This is a genomic window from Roseibium sp. (genome assembly GCF_025698965.1).
Classification (GTDB): Bacteria; Pseudomonadota; Alphaproteobacteria; order Rhizobiales; family Stappiaceae; genus Roseibium.
Genome location: NZ_JAILWL010000623.1, coordinates 1 through 3,058, shown reverse-complemented (window position 1 = coordinate 3,058; position 3,058 = coordinate 1). Strand labels below are relative to the sequence as shown.

3 protein-coding genes are annotated in these 3,058 nt (G+C 51.0%); 2 read left to right on the top strand and 1 reads right to left on the bottom strand.

The genetic code is table 11. From position 1 onward, the window contains the following. On the top strand, positions 1–466 hold a 466-nt coding region (locus K5905_RS30665; protein ID WP_297591512.1), incomplete at its 5' end, for a glycosyltransferase. Positions 467–580: 114 nt separating this feature from the next. Here the strand turns inward: K5905_RS30665 and K5905_RS30660 are convergent. Then, positions 581–1,564 carry an NAD-dependent epimerase/dehydratase family protein gene (locus tag K5905_RS30660; RefSeq protein WP_297591511.1) on the bottom strand — a complete coding sequence of 328 codons (984 nt, stop codon included), beginning with the start codon at positions 1,562–1,564 and terminating at the stop codon, positions 581–583. A 592-nt stretch (positions 1,565–2,156) separates the two neighbouring features. Between K5905_RS30660 and K5905_RS30655 the strand changes: the two genes are divergently transcribed. Then, the gene (locus tag K5905_RS30655) at positions 2,157–2,948 is read left to right on the top strand and encodes an ABC transporter permease (RefSeq protein WP_297591510.1); all 792 of its coding nucleotides are present in this window, start codon (positions 2,157–2,159) and stop codon (positions 2,946–2,948) included. Positions 2,949–3,058 lie beyond the last annotated feature (110 nt).

Below are 3,058 nucleotides of genomic sequence, written 5' to 3'. Positions count from 1 at the left end.
TGTCGAGCGTTTCGGCAATGAGGCACCTGCCCTTCTGCTCATCGGACGAAGAGGTTGGGAAAGCGAAACTGCTGTTGACTTGCTTGAGCGATGCGAACAACTGAAAGGGCATGTCTTCGAGCTTGGAGGTCTGTCAAACGACAGTCTGCAAGAATTGATGGCGGGAGCATCGGGCTGCCTGATGCCCTCTCTCGTCGAAGGATTCAGCCTGCCAATGGTTGAGGCCATGGCAATGGGAATTCCGACGATTGCCTCAGACATATCGGTCCACCGTGAATTGGCCGAACCGTCGGTTCGACTAGTGGACCCATTGGACGGACCGACCTGGATTCAGGCAATCATGTCCCAAGCGGATGGATCCTGTGACGGCAACATGGCATCGGACGCACAGCGGGCACAGGCAACCTACACCTGGGAAAATCATTTTCGAGTTCTGGAAAGTGTACTGGTCGGAGCAAGGGAATAATCCAGCCACAATGTCACGTAAGCGCCACCATGGGAATCCCAGCGTCACCTTTCAGGCCAAGTCATCTCAGGCGGCAACAGAGCTCCCTGTCGCCACCGGGAGACTGCCTCTTGGTCAGAGGCTGTTTCTCTGGCGAAGTCTTTCAACGTTGCCCGCGATCCACGGATAGGTCTTTGTAAGACCTTCCATCAGGCTTTCGGAAGGAGCCCAGCCGAGTTTTTCCCTGATCAGATCGTTGTGAGAGTTGCGCCCACGAACGCCGAGCGGTCCAGGAATGTGGCGGATTGAAAGATCCTTGTCGGCAATGGTCATAATCATTTCAGCCAGCTGATTGATCGTTACCATTTCTTCGGAACCGATATTTACCGGACCAGCGAATGTCTCGCTTCGGGTAAGACGAACGGTCCCTTCCACACATTCGTCAATGTAGAGAAAGGACCTGGTCTGCTCGCCATCTCCCCACATTTCGATCTCGCCACCAAAATCAGCTTCTGCAACCTTGCGGCAGAGTGCTGCAGGCGCCTTTTCGCGGCCACCTGTCCAAGTTCCTTCCGGACCGAAGATATTGTGGTACCTGGCGACCCGACACTCCATGCCGTAGTTCCGGTTGTATGTCAGATAAAGACGTTCGGAGAACAGTTTTTCCCAACCGTATTCACTGTCAGGGTTGGCCGGATACGCACTGTCTTCTCTCGTGACAGGCGCGTTCGGATCCAGCTGATTCTCTTCCGGATACATGCACGCGGAAGATGAATAGAAAACCCTCTTGATGTTCCGCTTGGCGCAAGCATCAAGAACGTTAAGGTTTATCGTCGCCGAATTGTGCATGATGTCAGCGTCGTTTTCACCGGTGAAAATAAACCCCGCACCACCCATGTCGGCAGCAAGCTGGTAAACTTCATCAAAACGACGATCTATTACAGAGCGGCACAGTGTCTGATCGCGCAAATCAACGATCGCAAAATCATCCGCTGCCGTTTCGCTGAATTCCGGATATTTCAGGTCCACACCCCGTACCCAGAAACCGTCGCGCTTCAATCTTTTTACAAGGTGCGATCCAATGAAGCCACCGGCGCCACACACTAAAGCAGTTTTCATTATCGACCTTACCCGTCTCTTCCACGTCTAAACGTTAGATAAAATAAAAACGACCGTTAGCAATCGGTCGAAATTCACCTCTTGTCTATGGGCCAATTGCGCGCGTGAGGTCAAGGGCACGTCTAACGATTTTGGCAACCTTTGCGCCAATGGGAAAGGACAGAAGACAGTTGATGTTCGATTGCAACTATCGCAAATGAAAAGAAGGCGTAATTAAGGCGTCTTCAATTGACGGAAATCCGAAATAACCGCTCCTCTTTGCCTTGCTCACTCTAAGACAACCTGAACAGACTTACTCTCTTTGACGGTACAGGAAAGGTCTTTGTTGGCACTAGTTCAAATACCATCGCTTCTCCGTTTGCCCAGCCGACAAGAACAATTGCCAGGGACGAACGCCGGGCACAGCAACGTGCTGCAGATAAGCGTGTACACCCCGCGCAACTTAATGAGTAAGCAAATCAATCCAAGCCGTCGAGTTTCGAAAACTGGTACCCGATAAACGCCGCGAACAATGTTTTGCAACTGCAACATGATCGTATAATAGTGCTGCTCAATGCAAAATAGGGCGATGATCAGCCTTTAGAGAGAAGCAATGTACGCAAACACATTTCGCCAGGGCATTAAAAGGCAATATGCCATTGTTTTTGCGCTCATAATTCGCGAAATGACAACCCGGTACGGTAGCAAGGTCGGTGGTTACATGTGGGCCATTCTGGACCCGGTTCTGACGATCACTATCCTGACGCTTGTTTTCTCGGCTGTCGCACGCGTGCCCCCGCTCGGGCGCAGTTTTGCACTGTTTTTCGCCACTGGATATCTGGTGTTTTACATGTATCGATCGCTCTCGGACCAGGTCAGTTTGTCCGTTGAGGTCAATCGTCCCCTGCTGATGTATCCGGTCGTCCAGATCTATGACACAATCATAGCCCGCTCCACCCTTCAGGTGATCACGCTGTTCGTCGTCTCCCTCATCATGTTTGGCAGCCTGGCCCTGGTGGTTCCCTTTGAAAGGCTAGACATTTATCCGATCATACTTGCCAGCATTATTTCCATGACGCTCGGTATCGGTGTCGGAATCTCCAACATTGTCTGGTTTCATCTGAGCGGCACATATCAGCAGATATGGGGTATCATCAACCGGCCCGCCTTTATTGTTTCCGGGGTATTCTTCCTGCCCGAAAGCATTCCCCAACCGTTTCGAGATGTTTTGATGTGGAACCCTCTCGTCCATATCATCGGTCTGTTTAGAACTGGATTTTACCCAACGTACAGGGCATCTTACGTCGATCTGAATTATATTATTGGGCTTGCACTCTTTTCTGTCGTAACGGGCCTGATTCTTGTCTGGAAGTTTGAAGCGACCCTTCGGGAACTCAAGAAATGATCCGACTGCAAAACGTCACAAAGTCCTTCAAACACAAGAAAGCGATCCAGTATATCGTGAAGGACGTGTCGTTTTCGATTCCCCGTGGTGACAGCATAGGTCTTCTCGGC